This is a genomic window from Conchiformibius steedae (assembly GCF_014054725.1).
Classification (GTDB): domain Bacteria; phylum Pseudomonadota; class Gammaproteobacteria; order Burkholderiales; family Neisseriaceae; genus Conchiformibius; species Conchiformibius steedae.
The window spans coordinates 1,868,664-1,889,834 of sequence record NZ_CP059563.1 but is presented as its reverse complement, the minus strand read 5'-3'; the positions used below and the strand labels follow the sequence as shown (position 1 = coordinate 1,889,834).

At 51.9% G+C, this 21,171-nt stretch carries 24 protein-coding genes; 10 read left to right on the top strand and 14 right to left on the bottom strand.

What is annotated here, in order from left to right; all coding sequences use genetic code 11:
- The first annotated feature begins 29 nt into the window (after positions 1–29).
- Positions 30–974 carry a thioredoxin-disulfide reductase gene (gene trxB, locus H3L98_RS09670; RefSeq protein ID WP_027021848.1) on the top strand — a complete coding sequence of 315 codons (945 nt, stop codon included), beginning with the start codon at positions 30–32 and terminating at the stop codon, positions 972–974.
- A complete protein-coding gene (locus tag H3L98_RS09665) occupies positions 974–1,651 on the top strand; it encodes a sulfite exporter TauE/SafE family protein (RefSeq protein WP_027021847.1) in 678 nt (225 codons plus the stop codon). Before trxB ends, H3L98_RS09665 begins: the two co-directional genes overlap by 1 nt.
- Before the next feature lie 49 nt (positions 1,652–1,700).
- Here the strand turns inward: H3L98_RS09665 and H3L98_RS09660 are convergent, their stop codons facing one another.
- The 4 genes from H3L98_RS09660 to H3L98_RS09645 form a co-directional block, all read right to left on the bottom strand.
- Positions 1,701–2,048: a helix-turn-helix domain-containing protein gene (locus H3L98_RS09660; protein WP_027021846.1), complete on the bottom strand. Its 348-nt coding sequence runs from the start codon at positions 2,046–2,048 to the stop codon at positions 1,701–1,703.
- Positions 2,049–2,086: 38 nt separating this feature from the next.
- Positions 2,087–2,782: an LrgB family protein gene (locus H3L98_RS09655; protein WP_027021845.1), complete on the bottom strand. Its 696-nt coding sequence runs from the start codon at positions 2,780–2,782 to the stop codon at positions 2,087–2,089.
- Positions 2,779–3,120: a CidA/LrgA family protein gene (locus H3L98_RS09650; RefSeq protein WP_027021844.1), complete on the bottom strand. Its 342-nt coding sequence runs from the start codon at positions 3,118–3,120 to the stop codon at positions 2,779–2,781. Before H3L98_RS09650 ends, H3L98_RS09655 begins: the two co-directional genes overlap by 4 nt.
- A gap of 166 nt (positions 3,121–3,286) precedes the next feature.
- Complete coding sequence (locus H3L98_RS09645) at positions 3,287–4,417, bottom strand: aminotransferase class V-fold PLP-dependent enzyme (RefSeq protein ID WP_027021843.1); 1,131 nt, start codon at positions 4,415–4,417, stop codon at positions 3,287–3,289.
- A 189-nt stretch (positions 4,418–4,606) separates the two neighbouring features.
- Here H3L98_RS09645 and H3L98_RS09640 point away from each other — a divergent pair, with 189 nt between their 5' ends.
- The 5 genes from H3L98_RS09640 (at position 4,607) to H3L98_RS09620 (ending at position 8,849) form a co-directional block, all read left to right on the top strand.
- Positions 4,607–5,686: an energy transducer TonB gene (locus tag H3L98_RS09640; protein WP_051532029.1), complete on the top strand. Its 1,080-nt coding sequence runs from the start codon at positions 4,607–4,609 to the stop codon at positions 5,684–5,686.
- Between the two features lie 36 nt (positions 5,687–5,722).
- Positions 5,723–6,421 (top strand): MotA/TolQ/ExbB proton channel family protein, encoded by a 699-nt coding sequence (locus H3L98_RS09635; RefSeq protein WP_051532028.1) that lies wholly within the window; start codon positions 5,723–5,725, stop codon positions 6,419–6,421.
- A 12-nt stretch (positions 6,422–6,433) separates the two neighbouring features.
- Entirely contained in the window at positions 6,434–6,877 is a 444-nt protein-coding gene (locus H3L98_RS09630; protein ID WP_027021842.1) for an ExbD/TolR family protein, read from the top strand.
- A 114-nt stretch (positions 6,878–6,991) separates the two neighbouring features.
- Entirely contained in the window at positions 6,992–8,095 is a 1,104-nt protein-coding gene (prfB, locus tag H3L98_RS09625; protein ID WP_027021841.1) for a peptide chain release factor 2, read from the top strand.
- A 100-nt stretch (positions 8,096–8,195) separates the two neighbouring features.
- Positions 8,196–8,849, top strand: coding sequence for a DedA family protein (locus tag H3L98_RS09620; RefSeq protein WP_027021840.1), 654 nt, complete (start codon positions 8,196–8,198; stop codon positions 8,847–8,849).
- A gap of 172 nt (positions 8,850–9,021) precedes the next feature.
- On the opposite strand, the gene fba is transcribed toward H3L98_RS09620, so the two are convergent.
- Positions 9,022–10,089, bottom strand: a complete 1,068-nt coding sequence (fba, locus tag H3L98_RS09615; protein WP_027021839.1) for a class II fructose-bisphosphate aldolase — start codon at positions 10,087–10,089, stop codon at positions 9,022–9,024.
- A gap of 181 nt (positions 10,090–10,270) precedes the next feature.
- Between fba and H3L98_RS09610 the strand changes: the two genes are divergently transcribed.
- Together H3L98_RS09610 and H3L98_RS09605 are read left to right on the top strand one after the other, a co-directional pair.
- Positions 10,271–10,555, top strand: a complete 285-nt coding sequence (locus tag H3L98_RS09610; RefSeq protein ID WP_027021838.1) for a hypothetical protein — start codon at positions 10,271–10,273, stop codon at positions 10,553–10,555.
- 96 nt (positions 10,556–10,651) lie between these two features.
- Positions 10,652–10,948 carry a hypothetical protein gene (locus H3L98_RS09605; RefSeq protein ID WP_027021837.1) on the top strand — a complete coding sequence of 99 codons (297 nt, stop codon included), beginning with the start codon at positions 10,652–10,654 and terminating at the stop codon, positions 10,946–10,948.
- A 15-nt stretch (positions 10,949–10,963) separates the two neighbouring features.
- Here the strand turns inward: H3L98_RS09605 and H3L98_RS09600 are convergent, their stop codons facing one another.
- The 9 genes from H3L98_RS09600 to H3L98_RS09560 all read right to left on the bottom strand — a co-directional run bounded on the left by H3L98_RS09600 (position 10,964) and on the right by H3L98_RS09560 (position 19,522).
- Positions 10,964–12,133 (bottom strand): benzoate/H(+) symporter BenE family transporter, encoded by a 1,170-nt coding sequence (locus tag H3L98_RS09600; RefSeq protein WP_027021836.1) that lies wholly within the window; start codon positions 12,131–12,133, stop codon positions 10,964–10,966.
- Positions 12,130–12,669 (bottom strand): hypothetical protein, encoded by a 540-nt coding sequence (locus tag H3L98_RS09595; protein WP_051532027.1) that lies wholly within the window; start codon positions 12,667–12,669, stop codon positions 12,130–12,132. Before H3L98_RS09595 ends, H3L98_RS09600 begins: the two co-directional genes overlap by 4 nt.
- Before the next feature lie 93 nt (positions 12,670–12,762).
- Positions 12,763–13,506: a 3-oxoacyl-ACP reductase FabG gene (gene fabG / locus H3L98_RS09590; protein ID WP_027021835.1), complete on the bottom strand. Its 744-nt coding sequence runs from the start codon at positions 13,504–13,506 to the stop codon at positions 12,763–12,765.
- 50 nt (positions 13,507–13,556) lie between these two features.
- Entirely contained in the window at positions 13,557–13,808 is a 252-nt protein-coding gene (locus tag H3L98_RS09585) for a hypothetical protein (protein ID WP_027021834.1), read from the bottom strand.
- Positions 13,809–13,851: 43 nt separating this feature from the next.
- Entirely contained in the window at positions 13,852–14,787 is a 936-nt protein-coding gene (gene fabD / locus H3L98_RS09580) for an ACP S-malonyltransferase (RefSeq protein ID WP_027021833.1), read from the bottom strand.
- 76 nt (positions 14,788–14,863) lie between these two features.
- Positions 14,864–15,151, bottom strand: coding sequence for a hypothetical protein (locus H3L98_RS09575; protein ID WP_156932250.1), 288 nt, complete (start codon positions 15,149–15,151; stop codon positions 14,864–14,866).
- Positions 15,152–15,271: 120 nt separating this feature from the next.
- The gene (pnp, locus tag H3L98_RS09570; protein ID WP_027021831.1) at positions 15,272–17,389 is read right to left on the bottom strand and encodes a polyribonucleotide nucleotidyltransferase; all 2,118 of its coding nucleotides are present in this window, start codon (positions 17,387–17,389) and stop codon (positions 15,272–15,274) included.
- A gap of 184 nt (positions 17,390–17,573) precedes the next feature.
- Complete coding sequence (locus tag H3L98_RS09565; protein WP_027021830.1) at positions 17,574–18,137, bottom strand: hypothetical protein; 564 nt, start codon at positions 18,135–18,137, stop codon at positions 17,574–17,576.
- Positions 18,134–19,522: a GTPase/DUF3482 domain-containing protein gene (locus tag H3L98_RS09560; protein WP_051532026.1), complete on the bottom strand. Its 1,389-nt coding sequence runs from the start codon at positions 19,520–19,522 to the stop codon at positions 18,134–18,136. The genes H3L98_RS09565 and H3L98_RS09560 overlap by 4 nt, the downstream gene beginning before the upstream one ends.
- 233 nt (positions 19,523–19,755) lie before the next feature.
- Between H3L98_RS09560 and H3L98_RS09555 the strand changes: the two genes are divergently transcribed.
- Positions 19,756–21,165, top strand: a complete 1,410-nt coding sequence (locus H3L98_RS09555; protein ID WP_027021829.1) for a DUF2130 domain-containing protein — start codon at positions 19,756–19,758, stop codon at positions 21,163–21,165.
- Positions 21,166–21,171 lie beyond the last annotated feature (6 nt).

Genomic DNA, 21,171 nt, shown 5'->3' with positions numbered 1-21,171 from the left:
CTTTAATTTTTGCTGTGAAAGGCGACAAAATGAGCCATCATAAACTGATTATTCTCGGTTCGGGTCCTGCGGGCTACACCGCTGCCGTGTACGCTGCCCGTGCCAATTTGCAACCCGCACTGATTACGGGCATGGCACAAGGCGGACAGCTGATGACCACCACCGAAGTGGATAACTGGCCTGCCGATGCCGAAGGCGTGCAAGGTCCTGAACTGATGGCACGTTTTCAGGCACATGCCGAGCGTTTTGGTACGGAAATGATTTTTGACCAGATTCAGCGCGTGTATTTGCAAAACCGTCCGTTTACGCTGGTGGGCGATGCGGGCGAATACACCTGCGATGCCCTGATTGTTGCCACGGGCGCATCTGCCAAATATTTGGGTTTGGCGGGAGAAGAGCAGTTTGCGGGTCGCGGCGTGTCGGCGTGTGCCACTTGTGATGGATTTTTTTACAAAAACCAAAATGTTGCTGTAGTGGGCGGGGGCAATACAGCGGTGGAAGAAGCCCTGTATCTTGCCAATATCGCCGCCAAAGTTACCCTGATTCACCGCCGCGACAGCTTCCGTGCCGAAAAAATCATGGTGGACAAGCTGATGCGCCGAGTGGAAGAAGGCAAAATTGAGTTGAAACTCAATGCCGAAGTTGCCGAAATTTTGGGCGACGACATGGGCGTAAACGCCTTGCGCCTGAAATTAGCAGACGGCAGCAGCGAAGAATTGGCGGTACAAGGTTTGTTTGTCGCCATCGGACACAAACCAAATACCGATATTTTTCAAGGACAACTGGACATGGACGAAACAGGCTATCTGAAAACACGCGGCGGCAGCGGCGACAATGTGGGCGCAACCAATATTGAAGGCGTGTGGGCGGCGGGCGATGTCAAAGACCACACCTACCGCCAAGCCATTACCAGCGCGGCATCGGGTTGCCAAGCCGCTTTGGATGCCGAACGCTGGCTTGACGGACAACGTTAATGGTGCATGAAACCAGCCTGATTACTTTGTTTATATTGGGCTTTTTGGGCGGAACGCACTGCGTGGGCATGTGTGGCGGATTAAGCAGCGCATTTGCCCTGCAACTGCCGCCCAATGTGGGGCGTATCCGCCTGATTGTGCTGTTAAATCTTGGCAGAATCGCCAGCTATGTGCTGATTGGCGCATTGATGGGCGCATTATCGCAAGCGGGCGGGCTGTTGGACCACACCCGCAGCATACAAACGGTTTTATTGTTGTTTGCCAATGTGTTGCTGCTGCTGACGGGGCTGTATTTGGCGGGTTTGTCCCGCGCCGCCGCGCTGGTGGAACACATCGGCAAACCCGTTTGGCAGCGGCTCAACCCTGTGTTAAACCGTTTACTGCCGATTCGCTCGGCAACAAGTTGTGTGGCGGTGGGGATGCTGTGGGGCTGGCTGCCCTGCGGTTTGGTGTACAACGCGGCTTTATATGCTTTAGGCAGTGGTTCGGCGGTGCAGGGCGGGGCGTATTTGCTGGCGTTTGGGCTGGGCACGCTGCCGAATTTATTGGCAGCGGGGATTTTTGCGGCGCAATTGCGCGGTTTTTTACAAAAACGTGCGGTGCGTTTGGCGGCGGGGCTGATGGTGTCGGCGGCGGCGGTTTGGCAGTTGGTGCATATTTTCTATCGGTTATTTTAATTAAAAATAAAAAATCTGCTTGAAACTGATTGTGTTTCAAGCAGGTTTTTTACGGTTCACGCAAACGCTCGCTTAAAGTTTGCAAAATATCGCCTAACATTTTACGGTCGCTTTCGTGCAAACGGGCGAATAAATGATACAAGCGGCGGGCTTGGTCGTCTGCCAGCGGACTGTTTTCGTCCAATAAATCTGCGCTGGAACAACCTAATATTTCAGCCAATTGGTATAAACGGGCAACGGTAGGCATTACCAAACCGCGTTCCATGCGCGACACTGCCACATAGCCGATGCCAAGTTGTTCGGCAACTTGTTCCTGCGTTAAACCTGCCTGTTGGCGACGGCGGGCAATGCTTTGTCCGATTTGGCGGCTGATGGCGGAAAGGTCGGGCGTGTTCATAATTGAGATTGCATTATTTGGAATGAGGGTAAAAATACTTAAATCCCCATCACAGGCAATAATAAAGGCACAAATATCGCCGTTAAAATCCCATTAAAAATCAGTCCCAGGCTGGCATAGGCGGCGAATTTACGACTTTTTTCCAGCGAAGCGGCAATGCCCATCGCGTGCGATGCCGAACCCATAGACATACCTTGCGACATCGGTTTGCGTACCGTACTCATCCGCATCATGCGGTAGCCTGCCATTTGTCCGATCATGCCTGCGGCAATCACGGTGGCAGCGGTAATCGCAGGAATCCCGCCCATGGATTTGGTGATTTCAATGGCAATGGGGTTGGTAACGGATTTGGCTGCCAAACTAATCACCACTTCGCGCTGTGCGCCCATCAGTTTGGCAATCCACACGGCGGTAACAATGCCCGTGATGCTGCCCGCGCCTTGCGACAACACAATCGGCAGCCATTGTTTGCGGATTTTTTCCCAATTGATATAAAGCGGTACGGCTAAACCCACTACGGCAGGTTTTAGCCAGAAATCAATCAGTTCTGCCGTTTCGTGGTAAACGGGGTATTCAATCCCGCATAATTTCAGATACACAATCACGACCACAGTGGTCATGACTACGGGGTTAAACAGCACGCTGCCTGTACGCGCCCGCAGCAGATTCGCTGCCCAATAAGCGGTAATGGTAATCCACAGCAGTACGGCAGGATGTTTGAGCATATCCATCAGCGTTTCCTTAACCATTCGTGGGTTTTGCCTGTTACAAACATGACGGCGGCGGTGCTGAAAAAGGTTGCCAGTGTGATAGACCAAAAATCTTTGGCAATTAAATCCAAATAACTCATCACTGCCACACAGGGGGGGACGAGGAATAGGGCGAGGTTTGCCATCAACACATCTACCAGCTGCATCAGCCACGAGGCTTTTACCCAGCCTGCCTGCAATGCGCCAAACAGGAAAAACATGCCGAAAATACTGCCCGGAAATTTTAATTGGGTAAAGTAAACCACGGCTTCGCCTAGGGCGAGAAAACCGAAAATAATGCTTAATGCGCGTATGGTGTACATAACGATAAAGGGGAAGTTGCGCCCGTGGTGGGGAACGGGCGGGGTTGGACGGGAAACGGGTTGATATAGTTGATTAAAATGGCAACGATACCGCGTTGCCAACGCCCTGATGTACTGTTTGTGCACGGCGGGCGTTGTTGCCTTGTCTCGTTTTGATTTTTATCCACTATAGCTTTTCCAGCACGGCTGCCAAACGGGCGGCAGCGGCTTGGGTGTCGGCAAGTTTGTCTAATCCGAACAAGCCGATGCGGAAGGTTTGGAAGCGGTCGCCTTCGTTGCATTGCAGCGGTACGCCTGCGGCAATCTGCATGCCTTGGGCGGCGAATGCGCTGCCGTTTTGCAGGTCGCTGCGGTGGGTATAAACCACCACCACACCGGGGGCTTCAAAGCCTGCTGCTGCGACGCTGGGGAAGCCGTGTTGGGCGAGTAGGGCGCGTACTTGTGCGCCCAATTGTGCTTGACGGGTTTTTAAGGTATCAAAACCAATGCTTTTGGCTTCTTCAAGGGTTTGATAGAGGGTGTAAAGGGCATCGGTGGGCGGGGTGGCGTGATAGGCGTGTGCGCCGTTTTCAAAGGCTTGCATAATGGCAAGCCATTTTTTTAAATCGAGGGCAAAGCTGTCGGATTGGCTGTTTTGAACCTGTGTGTGGGCGTGTTCGTTTAACAGGACGATGCCGCAGCAGGGGGAAGCACTCAAGCCTTTTTGCGGGGCGGAAACAATGATGTCAATGCCTAAGTCGCGCATATTCAACCACATACAGCCTGATGCAATGGCATCAATCACCAATAATGCGCCCACGGCATGTGCGGCTTCTGCCAAACGGCGGATGTAGCTGTCGGGCAACATCATGCCTGATGCGGTTTCCACATGGGGGGCAAACACCAAATCGGGTTGGTAGCGGGCGATGTGTTCGCACACTTCGTCAATGGGGGCAGGGGCGAAAGGGGCGTGGTCGTTATCGTGGGTGCGGCGGGCGGCGCAAACGTGGGTGTCGGCAGCCAGATTGCCTTGTTCCAGAATTTGTGTCCAACGGAAGCTGAACAGTCCGTTACGCACAATCAGGCATTTTTTTCCACGTGCCAATTGGCGTGCCACGGCTTCCATGCCCGATGTGCCGCTGCCCGGAACAAGGGCGCAGTGGTCGGCGCGGTAAAGCGATTTGAGTGTGTCGGAAACGCTTGCCAGCGCGTGGCGGAACTTTTGCGACATGTGGTTGAGGGCGCGGTCGGTGTAAACAACGGAATATTCAAGAAAACCGTCGCCATCAATTTCGGGGCGGGGCAAAACGGACGACATGGGGAATCCTCCTGCGGGTGGGTTGTAGTGAATGCTAGTGGCGAACTATAGCAGCACGCAGGGCTGGGGTAAAGACGGCGGCAGCGGGAAAGTCTTCACACAATTTAAAACAATTTAACTCAATCATATACAAGCCTACATAAAGATAAAGGTTTGCAAATAGTAATGGTTTGCATTAGTATTGGGATTATGAGAAACGAACGCCCCATCAAAATCGGAATTGTGTTGGCGGTGAGCGCACTGCATGCTGGATTGCTGGCTTTGATGTGGTCGCCCGCGCCGCCCAAGCCGACCTTGGAAGTGGAAAACCTCACTTTCATTGATTTGGATGCCGCCGCAGGCGATGCCGATGCCGCCGACGGTGCGCCTGCTGCTGCCGATTCCGCACCGCCGCCCGCGCCTGTGAAACCGCAGCCGCCTGCCCCAAAAGTCAAAAAACCCGACCCGCCCAAAAAACCACCACCGCCCAAACCGCAGCCCAAACCCGAAGTGGCGCAGGTAAAAGCCGTGGAAAATGAGCGTAAACCCGCCGATTTGAGCTCCCCGCCCAAACCTGAAAAGCCCAAGCCACAGCCCAAACCGCCTAAAGAACCCCCTGCGCCCAAACCCGAAAAACTCGAAAAATCCGAACCGCCCAAAGAGCTTCCCAAGCTTGAAAAACCCAAATTGGAAAAACCCAAGCCCGAAGCCCCCAAAGTCGAAGAAACACCTGCTGCACCGCCTAAAGCTGAAAGCAAATCCGAATTAAAAGCCCCGCCCCGCCGCAGCGACAACGCAGCAGGCGAAGGCAAAGAAGGTTCGCAAGGCAATAAAGGCAAAGACGCAGGCGAAAGCAAAGGCAGCGGCAACAAAGCCCAAGCAGGCGGACGTGCAGACGGCGGTGGCGGCAGTGACCCCAACAGCAAAGCCCCCGGCAATGGCGCAGGTAAGCAAGGTGGCGACCCGAGCAAAAAAACGGGTGACCCCAACGGTAAAGGCAAAAGCCATTCTGGTGGCACGCTGGACGGCGGACGCATCAGCGCCCCCAACCCCGTCTATCCCGCCCACATGGAAGAAGAAGGACTGGAAGGCAGCGTCCGCGTAACCTTTGTGGTGGAAGCCAACGGCAAAGTCAGCAGTGCCAACGCCAGCGGCGGTTCACTGCGCGAACCCGCCTTTGTCAAAGCCTGTATTAGTGCCGTGAAAAAAGGCAGCTACCGTCCCAAAACCGAAGACGGCGAACCGCGGCGCACCAAGTTCAACACTACCTGCAATTTCACCCTGCGGTAGTTTGCCATCAACCAATACCCAAAAGGAAATCAAATTATGAATTTAGGTTTAATGTTTAAAAGCGGCGACCCCGTGCTGATTGGCGTATCGCTGATTCTGGTACTGATGAGCGTTGCCACATGGGCGTTGCTGATTTGGCGCGTGATTAAAATTCAACACGCCAAAAAATCCAGCCGCACCGCCTGCGAAGCCGTGCGCATGGCAGAATCGCTGGACGTAGCCGAAAGCTATGCCAAACAATTTGATTCGCCCGTGAGCGAGCTGGTGTTGGATGCCGTTGCCGCCAACCGCCGCTACAACGAAAGCCAGCAAACCATGCTGTCTGCCAGTCTGCCCAAAAACCAATTTTTGGAACGCGAAATCAGCCACAGCATCACCAAAATCCTCAACCGTTACGACAGCGGCTTGAGCATCTTGGCATCGGTGGGCGCAACCGCACCGTTTATCGGCTTGTTGGGAACCGTATGGGGCATTTATCACGCCCTGATTAACATTACCGCCAGCGGACAAATGAGCATCGCCGCCGTTGCAGGACCCATTGGTGAAGCCTTGGTGGCAACCGCATTCGGTTTGTTTGTCGCCATTCCCGCCGTATTGGCGTATAACTACTTTACCCGCGTCAATAAAACCTTTGCCCGTTATATGAACGAATTTGCCCACGATATGCACCTGTATCTGCTCAACGGCAAAGACGGCAAAGCCCCGTCCGAGCCTGTCCAAAAAGCAAAAAAATAAAGGAGGAACATTATGGCGTTTTCAAGCAACAGCGGCGACGACGATACCCCGATGGCAGACATCAACGTTACCCCTTTAGTGGACGTGATGTTGGTCTTGCTGATTGTGTTTATGATTACCATGCCCGTGCTGACCCATTCCATTCCCTTGGAATTGCCCACCACTTCGCAAAAGGCAGATGAAAAACCCAAGCAGGACATCAAACCGCTTACCATCGCCATTGATAAAGAGGGCGTGTACCGCATTGGCGCGGAATCACAAGATGCAGTGGATTTGGAAGCCGTTAAAAGCCATTTAAAACAAGTGGCAAAAGACAAACCCGATACCGTGGTTGCCATTTCTGCTGATAAAGAAGTGCCTTACGATTTTGTCGCACAAGTGCTGGATGCCGCGCGTGAAGCCAAATTAGGCAAAATCGGTTTTGTGACCAAAGTGGAGCAGGAAAAAGCCCAATAAGGTTTTGGATGCCCACACCAAACGCCTGCCGCTTACCCCACGGCAGGCGTTGCCATATCCAGCCGCAGCAAAATCCGCTACAATCCGTCTCTTTGAATTCACACGGTAAAAACCATGGAAACCGAAATCGTTAATCAACTGCACAGCACCCTAAACGATTTGGCACAACGTAATCACGACATCCGCAATTATTTGGACTATCAAGGCAAAAAAGAACGCTTGGAAGAAGTGGTGGGTTTGTCGGAAGACCCCGAACTGTGGAACGACCCCAAACGCGCCCAAGAAATCGGTAAAGAACGCAAAATTTTAGAAGGTATTGTTTTAACGCTGGACAATATTGAAAACGGCATCGCTGACAACCGTGAACTGATTGACATGGTGGTAGAAGAAAACGATGCCGAAGGTTTCGCCGCCATTCAGCAGGATGTGGCGGATTTGGAAAAACAAATGGCAGATTTGGAATTTAAACGTATGTTTAACCAGCCTGCCGATGCCAATAACTGCTTTATTGACATTACCGCAGGCGCAGGCGGTACGGAAGCCGAAGACTGGGCGGGTATGCTGCTGCGTATGTATTCGCGCTATGCCGATGCCAAAGGTTTTAAAGTAGATATTTTGGAAGAAGACGAGGGCGAAATCGCGGGCATTAACCGCGCCACCGTGAAGCTGGAAGGCGAATATGCCTATGGATTGCTGCGTACCGAAACAGGCATTCACCGCTTGGTGCGCCATTCGCCATTTGATTCCAATAACAAACGCCATACCTCGTTTGCATCGGTGTTTGTTTATCCCGAAGTGGACGACAGCATTGAAATTGCCATCAATCCTGCTGATTTGCGTATTGATACCTACCGCGCATCGGGTGCAGGCGGACAGCACATCAACAAAACCGATTCCGCCGTGCGCATTACCCATGAACCCACAGGCATTGTGGTGCAATGTCAAAACGACCGTTCCCAACATGCCAACAAAGCAGCGGCGATGGATATGCTTAAATCCAAGCTGTTTGAACTGGAAATGCGTAAGCGCAACGAAGAAAAACAAGCTTTGGAAGACGGCAAGTCCGATGTGGGTTGGGGACACCAAATTCGTTCTTATGTATTGGATTCTTCACGGATTAAAGACTTGCGTACTGGCTATGAAGTGGGCAATACCAAAGCGGTATTGGACGGCGATTTAGACGGTTTTATTGAAGCCAGCTTAAAGCAGGGCGTGTAGGTTTTTTAAACACTGTTCCCTCCCCCGTCAAGACGGGGGAGGGCTAGGGTGGGGGTAATATGCAGCTGATACAAAAATTTTTGCTGCCTGAAAGAATAAAATGATAACGGAAATAATTGATTTTATTTTGCACATTGACAAACATTTGGTGGCATTGTCGGTGCAATATGGCGCGTGGCTGTATGCCTTACTGTTTCTGATTGTATTCTGCGAAACGGGCTTGGTGGTGACGCCGTTTTTACCAGGTGATTCGCTGCTGTTTGCGGCGGGGGCTGTGGCGGCGGCTTCTGCAGGCGCGTTAAACGTGCATATTATGGCAGTGGTGCTGCTGGCGGCGGCGATTATCGGCGATGCGGTTAATTTTGCCATTGGCAAATATTTTGGCGAAAAGCTGTTTGCCAACCCCGATTCCAAAGTGTTTAAACGCGAATATTTGGACAAAACCCACGCTTTTTACGAAAAATATGGCGGAAAAACCATTATTTTGGCGCGTTTTGTGCCGATTGTGCGTACCTTCGCGCCATTTGTGGCGGGTATGGGCAAAATGCACTACGGACAATTTATCCGCTACAATATTATCGGTGCGCTGGCATGGGTGTTATCGCTGACGTATTTGGGTTATGGTTTTGGTAATTTGCCGTTTATTAAAGATAATTTTGGCAAGGTGGTGATTGGCATTATTATTGTTTCGGTGCTGCCGATGGTGGTGGAAATGATTAAAGCCAAGCGTGCCAAATCTCCAAAATCTAATTGATTTAAAAACACCGCAACGGAAATTAAACCGTTGCGGTGTTTTTTATTGATTTTAATCCACTATAGTTGATTAAAATCGCAACGATACAGCGTTGCCAACGCCCTGATGTACTGTTAGTACACGGCGGGCGTTGTCGCCTTGTCTCGTTTTTATTTTTATCAACTATATATCATTAGGCGGAAATTTTTTGTGCCAATTCGCCTGCTGCGTATTTGGCAGCCATTTTTTCCAGCGAAACGGGTTTGATTTTGCCTGCCTGACCTTCGCAGCCGAAAGCCAGATAGCGGTCAATACAAATTTGTTTCATGGCTTTCACGCTTTCGCCCAAGTATTTGCGCGGGTCAAATTCGGCGGGGTGCTGCGCCATAAAGCGGCGGATAGCCCCTGTGGAAGCCAAGCGCAAATCGGTGTCGATATTCACTTTACGCACGCCGTGTTTGATGCCTTCTACAATTTCTTCTACGGGTACGCCGTAGGTTTCGCCGATATTGCCGCCGTGTTCGTTAATCACTGCCAGCCATTCTTGCGGTACAGAGCTGGAACCGTGCATCACAATATGGGTGTTGGGCAGGGCAGCGTGAATTTCTTTAATGCGGTCAATCCGCAGCACGTCGCCTGTGGGCGGACGGCTGAATTTGTATGCGCCGTGGCTGGTGCCGACCGCAATCGCCAGTGCGTCCACGCCCGTATCGCGCACAAAGCGCACGGCATCTTCCACACTGGTAAGCATTTGGTCGTGGCTCAGTTTGCCAACCGCACCGATGCCGTCTTCTTCGCCCGCTTCACCCGTTTCCAAGTTGCCCAATACGCCGATTTCGCCTTCTACCGATACGCCGCAGGCATGGGAAAACGCCACCGTTTGACGGGTAACGCCCACATTGTAATCATAATCGGCGGGGGTTTTGCCGTCTTCCATTAGCGAGCCATCCATCATCACCGAGCTGAAACCCAGTTGAATGGCGCGTTGGCACACGGCGGGGGACGTGCCGTGGTCTTGGTGCATCACCACGGGAATATGGGGGAATTCTTCTACGGCTGCCAAAATCAGATGGCGTAAAAAGGGCGCGCCTGCGTATTTGCGCGCGCCTGCGGAAGCCTGCACGATAACGGGCGAATTGACTTCGTTCGCCGCTTCCATAATGGCGCGCATTTGTTCCAGATTATTAACGTTGAAAGCGGGCAGACCGTAGCCGTTTTCGGCGGCGTGGTCTAATAATTGGCGCATGGATACCAGTGCCATGGTGTTGCTCCTTGTAACGGGTTATAGCGTGAAACGCGGGCATTATAGCAGGGATTGGACAGCGTTTGGGCTTGGGCTTACGGCAAAACGTTCGGGCGCACGGGTGCATGGTATCGGATAAATCATTTATCTGTTTGACAAATATTGCTAAAATGTAGCAGGATTTAATGGGGGGCGCATAATGTATGATGATGATATTGATACCATGACCACTGCGGAAGTGTGGCAGGAACGTTGGCAGGCGTATAAAAAGCCGATTAAGATTTTGTTGGTTGGTGTGCTGATAGGACAGTTGTTCAGTCCTGATATTGCATGCAGCGTACGTTATTGCCCCTTACCTGAAGAGATAAGCACATTGCAGTATATGGTTTTTATGTTTGGTATGAGTTATAGCTTTATTTTTCCAATTTGGATATATTGTATTTGGTTAAAACGCAAATACGAAGCAGACGGGCATTTGGATTAAAACCTACTGTTATTTTAGGCTTTGGAATGTGCGGTGCTGCGGTTTAAATAATGCGCCACCAATCTTAACAACCATCAAGAATATGGAGGGCGTGTGATGTATGATGATGATATTGACACCATGACCACTGCGGAAGTGTGGCAGGAACGTTGGCAGGCGTATAAAAAGCCGATTAAGATTTTGTTGATAATTATACTGATTGCATTTCTGTTCCGACCCGAATGGGATTGTACAGGTAAGGAAGGACGGGCTTGTCCTACGTCTGAAGATATGACGGCATTTGAAAATTTTGTTTTTATAACCGTTATGTCGTATGGGGTGTTTATTTTTCCCGCTTGGGTGCGCTTAATTTATTGGGGGCGCAAATACGAAGAAGACGGGCATTTGGATTAAAACCTACTGTTGGTTTTATGATTTTGCCCGCGCCGTTGCCTGATTTAAATGATAGACGGCAACGCCCAGCAGCAAGCCCCAAAATGCGCTGCTGATGCCGAGCAGATTCATGCCCGATGCGCTTGCCAGCAGGGTAATCAGTGAGGCTTCGCGGGTGGATTCGTCCTGCCATGCTGCCCATAAATTGCTTTGCAGGGTGCCAAACACGGCAATGCCTGCCAATGCTGCCAATAGTTCTGCAGGCAAGGCGGCAAACAGCGACACCACCATGCCGCCCGCCGCGCCCAAAAACAAATACATCACGCCCAACAACACATTGGCAAGATAGCGTTTTTGTGGGTTTTCATCTACATCTGCGCCCATGCAGATAGCGGAACTGATGGCAGCCAAGTTCACCATAAACGCGCCAAACGGGGCAAATAATACGGTAGCGGCAGCGGAACTGCTAACCAAAGGTTGCGCGGGCGTTTGGTAACCGTAGGCGCGTAAAATCGCCATTCCAGGGACGTTTTGGGTGGCGAGCGAAGCAATAAACAGCGGAATGCCAATGCCAATCATATGTCCCCAATGAAATTCGGGCGACACCCATTCCAGCACAGGCGGCGCAGCTTGGATTTTGGCGGTGTCTGCCAAACCGCCGAATACGGCGTAGCCGCAACCCACCACCAGCATCAGCAAAATACTGTAGCGCGGAAAACGGATTTTACTGAGCAAATATACGCCCAACATCACGCCCACCAGCACGGTCTGCTTTTCCATGGACACAAACACGCGGCTGCCAAAGTTAATTAAAATCCCCGCCAACATTGCAGATGCCAAAGTTGCGGGAATGCGCCGCACCAAGCGGTCAAAAAATCCCGATGCCGACACCACCCACATCAATCCCCCCGCAAACATAAACGCGCCCACCGCCTGCGCCAGCGAAATCCCCTGTAAACCCACCATCATCGCCGCACCGGGGGTACACCATGCCATCATCACGGGTGCTTGGTGGCGTATGCTTAAATATAGCGTCAGCACCCCGCACACCAGCCCGATAATGGTAAACCATGAAGCGATTTGGTTTTGCGTTGCGCCAAAGGTTTGCGCAGCTTGGAAAATAATCACTGCGCTGCTGCCATACGACACCAATAATCCAGCCACGGCAGCGGCAAAATGGGACGGGGTAAACGGTTGGCGGTTCATGGTATGGCAAACAGGCGGGAAACGGCGGGAAAATCGGTGTGCGCGGGCAATAGGGCGCGGTTGGCGGGATTGGCAGAAAAATCTGCCAAGATTTTTTGGATTTGCGGGTGGTTGCGGGTGTGACGGAACACAAAATAATCGGCGATGATGTCTGCCTGCTGTTCCATATTAAATTGGCTAAATGTGTGATGTTGAGCAAGCTGGCTGTGGTAGCGGTAGCAGATATTGTTTTTATAACCGCCTTTACACGCCAAAATGCTGCCGTCCAGCCACAGCTTCAGTCCCAGCGCGTGTTGCCAGATATGGGTCATTTCGTGGATAAATAAATGCTGTGCGCTGATGTCGGCAGCAGCAAAATCGCTGCGGTAGAGCGAGGGCGGAAAGTGCATGGTGCCAAAAGGCGACATGGCAACACGCCCGTTTTGCAGTAGGGGGATTAAACGTCCGCGGTGAACGCGCACACGCGGATAGTCAATGCTGTGACCGAACACGCTGCGTGCCAGTTCGGTTTCGGCGGGGGTAAGGGGGCGGAACATGGCAAATCCCAAACGGTTTTTTGGGGGATTGTAGCAGAAGCGCGGGCGAATTCCGATAAAAAGGGTGCGTGAATACACACGCACCCTTTGGGTTTAAGGCATCAGCATACCGCCGTTTACATGCAGGGTTTGCCCAGTAATATAACGTGCTTGCTCGGAAGCGAGAAAACACACGGCATCGGCAATATCCTGCGCTTCGCCGAAATGTCCCAGCGCGGTTTGCGCTTCAAACATTTTTCGTGTTTCTTCGGGCAACACGCGGGTCATATCGGTGTCAATAAAACCGGGGGCAACGCAATTAACGGTAATGCCGCGGCTGCCTGCTTCACGCGCCAGCGATTTGGAAAAACCTGCTAAAGCGGCTTTGGCGGCGGCGTAGTTGGTTTGTCCCGCATTGCCCATCGTGCCGACTACGGACGTAATGGTAATAATGCGTCCTGCGCGTTGCTTCATCATGCCGCGCAACACGGCTTTGCTGGCGCGGAACACGGATTTTAAATTGACGTCCATCACCGCGTCCCAATCTTCTTCTTTCATTCGCATCAGCAGATTATCGCGGGTAATGCCTGCGTTGTTCACCAAAATATCAATTTTGCCGTATTGCTTTTCCACTTCGGCAATCAGGTTTTCTACTGCGCTGTTTTCGGCGGCGTTTAACACGCGCCCTGCGCCGCCTGCCGCGCTCAAACGCTCGCCGATGGCGGCTGCGCCGTTTTCAGAAGTGGCGGTACCGATAACGGTTGCGCCTGCTTGGGCGAGGGTGTTGGCAATGGCTGCGCCGATGCCGCGTGATGCGCCCGTTACCAGAGCGACTTTGCCGTTTAAATCGTAAGACATGGTTTTTCCTTAATTGATTAAAATAAAAATTTCAGGCTGCCTGAAAACGCTTATTGCGGCGTAATCCGTTTATACCCTTTGTCTATCATACATTGGTATCGGCTTTCCCTTGTTTTGGTTTTGGCAATGCAGTCTTTGTGGTCAAGATACTTTTGGCTACCATCATCGCCATCTTTTTCCAGTGTCCTAATATCAATCACAGGGCAATCAATATAAGTGAGATGCTGAACACAACCTGTTTTAGAATCGTAATAACAAGCATTTAGTAATAAAACAGGCAGTAAGGCAAGGATTTTATACATCTTTTCGTCCTTTTATCGCTGATGCGCCAAACCGTTAATGGGATTAGGCTGGGTGGGCGTGGGCAAAGGCTGCTACGGCTTCCTGCGATACCAGCGCGGTACACACGGCGGCTTTGTCAATGCGTTTTGCCAATCCTGCCAATACTTTGCCAGGACCGCATTCGGCGGATTCGGTGATGCCTTCGCGCACCAGTTGCGCCACGGTTTCCGTCCAACGCACGGGGCTGTAAAGCTGGCGTACCAAAGCATCTTTGATTTGTTCGGGGCTAGAGTAAGCAGCGACATCGGCGTTGTGCAATACGCGGATTTGCGGGGCTTGGAACGTGATGCCGTTTAAATAGTTTGCCAATTCGTCTGCGGCGGGGCGCATCAGGCGGCAATGCGACGGCACGGACACGGGCAGCGGCAGGGCGCGTTTAGCACCTGCGGCTTTGGCGGCTTCGGCGGCGCGGGCAACGGCTTGGGCATCGCCTGCAATCACCACTTGTCCGGGTGAATTAAAGTTTACCGCTTCCACCACGCCGCCTTGTTCGGCATCGGCGCAGATTTGGCGCACGCTGTCATCGTCCAAACCCAACACGGCTGCCATTGCGCCTTCGCCTGCGGGAACGGCGTTTTGCATCAGTTCAGCGCGTTTGCGTACCAAGCGCACGGCATCGGCAAAATCCAAAACGCCTGCTGCCACTAAAGCGGTGTATTCGCCCAAGCTGTGTCCCGCCACCGTATGCGGCGCAGCACCACCCGCCGCCAGATAAGCGCGGTAAGTTGCCACGCCTGCGGTCAGCATCAGCGGTTGGGTATGGACCGTTTGCGCGATGATTTCGGCATCGCTGCCGTTCATCATTGCCCACAAATCTTCGCCCAAGGCGGCAGAAGCTTCAGCAAAAGTGTTTTGAACCAGCGTATTGCCGTCAAAACCGTTCATCATATTCAGGCTTTGCGAGCCTTGTCCTGGGAAAAAAAAGGCAAAAGCAGACATGAAAAATCATCCTTTTTTTGGTTAGAATAGAAAAACTAATTTTACACCATGATACGGCTGTGCAGAAATAGGCTATTTACTCTGCCAGCAAACGCGCAAACCAGCGGTTAAGCAGCAGCGCCACGGCGCACAAATGCGGAAAATACGTCCAAGAACCGCGCACCTGTTCGTGCATCAGCACATGGCGCACAAAATCCAATACATATTGTCCCATGCTGCTGTGGCGGCAATCGAACCAGCACTGCTGCCAATGCCATTGCAACATGGCAACAGGCACCAGCAGCAGTGCCAAAGCAAACAATACGGCATAAATCTGCGCCAAATACAGCAAATAGCGCAATAAGGCTTTTTTCAGAATATGCAAAACAAACTCCTGCGGCAAGGTGCGGAAGATGGCGCATTATACCGCCACGAAAGGCGCGTTCTCAAACCAAACTGCCCGCAGCGGACGATATCCGTTGCGGGCAGGGGTGGGGGTTAAGGCTTATTCGGCTTTTTCAGCAGCCACAGGCGGCTCGATTAAGGCTTTGATGGACAAACGCACGCGACCGCGGTCGTCCACTTCCAAGGCTTTCACGTTGACCGACTGACCCACTTGCAGATAATCGGATACGTTTTTCACGCGCTCGTGGGCGATTTGGCTGATGTGTACCAAACCGTCTTTTCCGGGCATAACCGACACAATCGCGCCCACATTATTATCCAGCAGTTTCACCACCGTGCCTTGATACACTTTACCCACTTCCACTTCGGCGGTAATCTGCTCAATGCGTTTTTTCGCGGCTTCGCCTGCTTCAGAAGTGGTGGCAGCGATGGTAACAGTGCCGTCGTCAGCGATATTGATTTCCGTGCCTGTTTCAGAGGTGATGCCGCGAATGGTTTCGCCGCCTTTACCAATCACTTCGCGGATTTTTTCGGGATTGATTTTCATGGTAAACAGGCGCGGTGCGTGTTGCGACAGGGCTTGTGGACCTGCCACGGCGTTTTGCATTTGTTGCAGGATATGCAAACGCGCTTCTTGTGCTTGCGCCAAGGCAATCTGCATGATTTCTTTGGTAATACCTTGGATTTTGATGTCCATTTGCAGCGCGGTTACGCCGTTGGTCGTACCCGCCACTTTAAAGTCCATATCGCCCAAGTGGTCTTCGTCGCCCAAAATATCGGTCAGCACGGCAAATTTATTGCCTTCCAAAATCAAGCCCATGGCTACGCCTGCAACGTGTGCTTTCAAAGGCACGCCCGCAGACAACAGGCTCAAACAGCCGCCGCACACGCTCGCCATAGAAGACGAACCGTTGGATTCGGTAATTTCCGATACCACGCGCATGGTGTAGCTAAACTCTTCGGCAGGGGGCAGCACGGCAACCAAAGCGCGTTTTGCCAAACGTCCGTGACCGATTTCGCGGCGTTTGGGCGGACCAACGCGACCCACTTCGCCAGTAGAGTAGGGCGGGAAGTTGTAATGCAGCATAAAGCGGTCGCTGTATTCGCCGCTCAAGGCATCGATAATCTGCTCATCGCGTGATGTGCCTAAAGTGGCAACCGCCAAGGCTTGGGTTTCGCCACGGGTAAACAGGGCAGAACCGTGGGTGCGCGGTAACACATTGGTTTGAATGTTAATCGGACGCACGGTGCGGGTATCGCGCCCGTCAATACGCGGTTTACCTGCCAAAATCTGTCCACGCACCACATCGGCTTCCAGCTGCTTGAAAATGCCTTTGATTTCGTTGGCTTTCAGCGTGTCGGTGTCTTCGTTAATCAAAGCGGCTTCTACGGCTGCCCATGCTTCGGCAATTTTCGCGCCACGTGCTTGTTTTTCGCGGATTTGGAAGGCTGCTTGTACGGTTTCGCCTGCGATTGCTTTAATTTGTGCAACCAGTTGTTCATCGGCAACGGGGGCTTGCCAATCCCATACGGCGGGATTAACTTCATCTGCCAATTCGTTGATGGCGTTAATCACGGTTTGCATTTGTTCGTGACCATAAACCACTGCGCCCAACATGATTTCTTCCGACAAAATATCGGCTTCTGATTCCACCATCAACACGGCTTGCGCGGTACCTGCCACCACCAAATCCAAGCGCGAACGGTTTAATTGCGCTTTAGTGGGGTTTAATACATAAGTATCATTCACATAACCTACACGCGCCGCGCCAATCGGACCAGCAAACGGCACACCGCTTAACACCAGCGCGGCAGATGCGCCCAACATGGCGGGAATATCGGAATCAATTTCGGGGTCCACCGATAACACAGTCGCCACAATTTGAATATCGTGATAAAAACCTTCGGGGAACAGGGGGCGAATCGGACGGTCAATCAAACGGCTGGTTAAAATTTCTTTTTCGCTTTGTTTGCCTTCGCGCTTGAAAAAACCGCCGGGGATTTTGCCTGCGGCGTAAGTACGCTCAAAATAATCTACAGTCAGCGGGAAAAAGTCTTGTCCTGCTTTCACTTCTTTATTGGCGGTTACCGCCACCAAAACCACGGTGTCGCCCATTGATACTTTAACGGCAGCCGCCGCTTGGCGGGCGATTTCGCCCGTTTCAAAGGTTACGGTTTGATCGCCGTATTGAAAGGATTTGGTAAATTTTTGAAACATATTTGTCTTTCCTAAATAATTTGTTTTTGCCTGAAACACTAACCATGCACACTGAGCCAATGCACATGGTTAGGGTTTCAGGCAGACGCTTGCCACCGCAGCGGCGGGCGGATTTTAACACAACGGCAATCGCGGCGGGCAGGCAAATGGTGTGAAAACAAATCAAAAAATGAAGAACGGTAAATTAACAGCCTAAAACATCATCGCGCCACGCCTGTTTTTTGTAAAACGTTGTCAAACGGCGGCTACGGCGGAATCCGAAACGTCCGCGCGCGTGGAAATCTGCCAGCAGTAACAGGGCTTCTTGGCTGCGCCCCGCTGCGGCTTGCTGTAAGTAGGCAAGTCCGCGCTCGGTTTCGCGGGTTTGGAACAGGCAGCGTTGCGCCATTTCGCACAGGGCGTGGGGATAGTGCTTTTTCAGCGATAAGGACAGCAAACGGGCGGCTAAAGTGTGATTTTGGGGTAAACCTTCCAAGCCGTGTTGGAAAAAATGTGCCAAATCATATAGGGCTGCAGGGTTGCCCAAACGGGCAGCGGCACACAGATGTTGCACATAATGTGCCTGCTGTGTGCTTTCGTGGTCTTCGGCGCAGAGTATATGGGCGAAACGGTGGTGTTCCGCGCCGTTTAGCCGTGTTTTGGCAAGATAGGGCGCGGCTTCGTGGCGGTATTCGGCAGCACAGTAAACCATGCGGGTGTGCGCCAATTGGGGATAGGGGTGCTGTTGCCAATAACGATAGGTATTCACAACAAACCTTTACCGTGCATTTGTGGCAGCGGCGCGGGGTGTTTGGACGAAGGCAAATACACTTCACGCGCCAGTTTGTGCGCGGCATCTTGGCGGGCGGTATGGGCTTGGGCGGCGGGTGTGCCGTTCAGCGACGACCATTTGTCGTGATGTTGTGCGGTTTTCAGCACTTCGGGCGGACGGTCGGGCTGCCACGGTGTGCGGGCGGCAGCGGCAGCGATATTGTGCTGTGCTGCGTGTCCGCGTGTTTGCAAAATTTCCAATAAATCCAATGCTCGCGCCGCCAATACTGCCAAAGTAGGCGAATCAATACGCACGGTTTGCACGCCTTTGATTTTGTCGGATAAGTCATTAAAATTGGGGAATAATCCGCCAATCACGCCACCCAATGCCGTTCCCAGGCCCAAAGATAAACCCATGGTCAGCGTGTCTATCCCCAAGCCGATGAGTGCGCCTGTGGCTGCGCCGCGTGTGGTGCGGATGCCGTAGTGCTTGAGCTGGCTGCTGTCAAAGGGATTCTGTTCCAAAACATTAAGCTGCCATTCGCTGCGGGTGATTTCACTGCGGTAAAAACGGTAACGCTTGAGCATTTGCTCGTGCAATTGGCGTTCCAAATCACGCACGGATTGGTGCATGTGTTGTTGCAATTGGGGCAGCTGTGTGGCATCGGTTAAACCTTGTGCATAAGCGGCGGTGTCCAGCAGGAAGTGGGCGATGTCCAAACGCGATTGCTTGTCCAATTCTGCCCATTCGCGCCGCCGTGCGGCAATTAGGCGTTCGGGAATGCCGCGTTGGGGCAACATGGTTGCCAAGTTTTCCCATAAGCGCATTTCGCCTTCAAAATCAAATGCCACGGTATCAAAACTGCCCGAAACGTGCAGATTGCGCCGCGCCAGCATTTCCTGCCACGCGCTTAAATCCTGTCCGTGGGTAAAGTTAAACACGGGCATCACAGGCTTGGCGCACCATGACAGAATGGTGAGTTCGTCCTTGTATTTGGGCAAAACGGGTTCGCGGGCATCAATCACATACAGTGCCATATCGCTGTGTATCAATTGGCGCAATACTTTGGCTTCTTGGGAAAATTCGTTTTGCGCGGCGGGGCTTTGCAAAAAAATCCGCAAACGTTCAATACCGTCGCGCTGCGGCGAGGTTTCGCTTTCCAACCAATCCAAAATCCCGCCTGCGTCTTCCAAGCCGGGGGTGTCGTACAGGCGGATAAGGGGCGTGCCGCCGTCGGTAATCACGGCTTCTTCAACGTGGCGGGTGGTAGCGGCGGCGTTGCGTACTTCGCCAAACGCATCATCGCGCAGCAGGGTACGCATCAGCGAAGTTTTACCTGTGTTGGTGTGACCGACTACGGCCAAAGAAAGGGTTTCGGACATAAAGGCTTCCTGAACATTGAATACGCGGCATGATTTTTATGGTTGGCAAATCGGGCAAAGTGCCGCCGTATCGCAAATCAAACAGTTTAACAGTTTAAAAGATTTTGCCCCCGATTGTATAATTGACCGCGTTTATTTTCCACACTTTGCCCGCAAGAACCTTTGCCTCGTGTTGGCGCGTGTCGCCATTTTGCCTACCTGCGCCACAGGCAAACCGTTTCAGAAAGCCCCTTATGTCTCAAAACATCCGCTGCCCCCACTGCCAAACCCCTTTTACGCTGGACGAAAGCGCTTACAACCACATCGCCGAACAAGTCCGCAGCCACGAGTTTCACCAAGAAATTGAACAACGTCTCGCCCAAGAACAACACAAACACCGTCAGGATTTACAACTGACCGCTGAGCGCGTGCAACACAATTGGGAACAAAAACTGGCTGAAAAAGAACGCGAACTGCTGATTCAGCAGCAAAAAAACAGCCAATTGGCAGAGCAGGCAGAACAGTTGCGCCGCAGTCAGGAATACGCTGTTCAGCAGGCATTAAACGACAAAGAAAAAGAAATCCTGCAACTGCATAACCAGCTTGCCCAAGCCGCTGCCGCCACCGAATACGCCAAACAGCAAGAACAACAGCGTTTAGCCGAGCAACTGCATGCCAAAGAACGTCAAATTCACACCCTGCAATCGCAGCAGCAGTTATTGTTGGCAGAAAAAAAACAAGAATTGGCGCAAGCTGTGTGGACGGCGCAGCAGGAAAGGGCGCAGTTGGAAAACCAATTGCGCCAGCAGCAAGACCGTCACGAATTGGACAAACATCATTGGAACGAACAGCACCGCCGCGCCCTAGAGCAAAAAGACGAAATGATTGCCTATTACAAAGATTTTAAAGCGCGTCAATCCACCAAAATGTTGGGCGAGAGCTTGGAACAGCATTGCGAAACCGAGTTTAACCGCATTCGCACCGCTGCTTTTCCGCTGGCGCAGTTTGGCAAAGACAACGATGCCAAAAGCGGCAGCAAAGGCGATTACATTTACCGCGAATTTGACGAAGCGGGCGCGGAAATCGTTTCCATTATGTTTGAAATGAAAAACGAAGGCGACGAAACCGCCACCAAAAAGAAAAATGAACATTTTTTCAAAGAATTGGATAAAGACCGCCGCGAAAAAGGCTGCGAATACGCGGTGCTGGTGTCGTTACTGGAAGCCGATAGCGAGCTGTATAACAACGGTATTGTGGACGTATCTTATGCTTATCCGCGTATGTATGTGATTCGTCCGCAGTTTTTTATTCCGCTGATTAGTATTTTGCGGAATGCAGCTTTACATTCGCTGCCGTATAAGCGCGAAGTGCAGCAGATGCGCGAACAAAATATTGACATCACCACGTTTGAGCAGGATTTGGAAAACTTTAAACATGCGTTTGGGCGCAACTATCGTCTTGCCAGCGAAAAATTTAAAACGGCGATTGAAGAAATTGATAAAACCATCAGCCATTTGGAAAAAACCAAAGCGGCGTTGCTGTCGTCTGAAAACAATTTGCGCCTAGCCAACGATAAGGCGGAAGATTTGACGGTGAAAAAATTGGTTCGCAAAAACCCGACCATGAAAGCGAAGTTTGATGCGTTGAATCATGAGGGGGATTGATTGTAT